At 42.6% G+C, this 519-nt stretch carries 1 pseudogene; it reads left to right on the forward strand.

Annotation, left to right across the window (positions count from 1 at the left end):
• Nucleotides 1-519, forward strand: a pseudogene (locus CYP43_RS08285) (DNA-directed RNA polymerase subunit beta); the annotation flags it as partial.

Genomic DNA, 519 nt, shown 5'->3' on the forward strand with positions numbered 1-519 from the left:
AAGAGCTAAGAGCTAAGATGATAGAGAGAGCAGGTGGTGCTAAGCTAATGGGCGCTAATAAAACACGTGGTAAGGTGAGCGATGAGAAGCTTCTTGAATATGCAATAGATTGGAGTAATGTCGTAAGATTTGCAACTCCGATTTTTGAAGGCGTTAAAGCTGACGAATATGCAAAACTATTTGTGTTGGCAAAGATAGATAGCGACGGTAAAACTGAACTATATGACGGACGCACAGGCTCAAAGATAAGAGAACGGGTTAATGTTGGTTGTATGTATATGCTAAAACTTCACCACTTGATTGATGAGAAAGATCACGCGAGAAGTACTGGACCATATAGACTTGTTAGACAACAACCAGTCGGAGGTAAGGCGCTGTTTGGTGGTCAAAGGTTAGGTGAGATGGAGGTTTGGGCACTTGAGGCTTACGGTGCTGCTCATACACTAAGAGAGATGATAACTGTAAAATCAGACGATGTTGAGGGTAGACTTTCTGCAGACAAAGCCTTAACAAGAGGTG

The sequence above is a fragment of the Campylobacter concisus genome (assembly GCF_002913045.1).
Classification (GTDB): domain Bacteria; phylum Campylobacterota; class Campylobacteria; order Campylobacterales; family Campylobacteraceae; genus Campylobacter_A; species Campylobacter_A concisus_AP.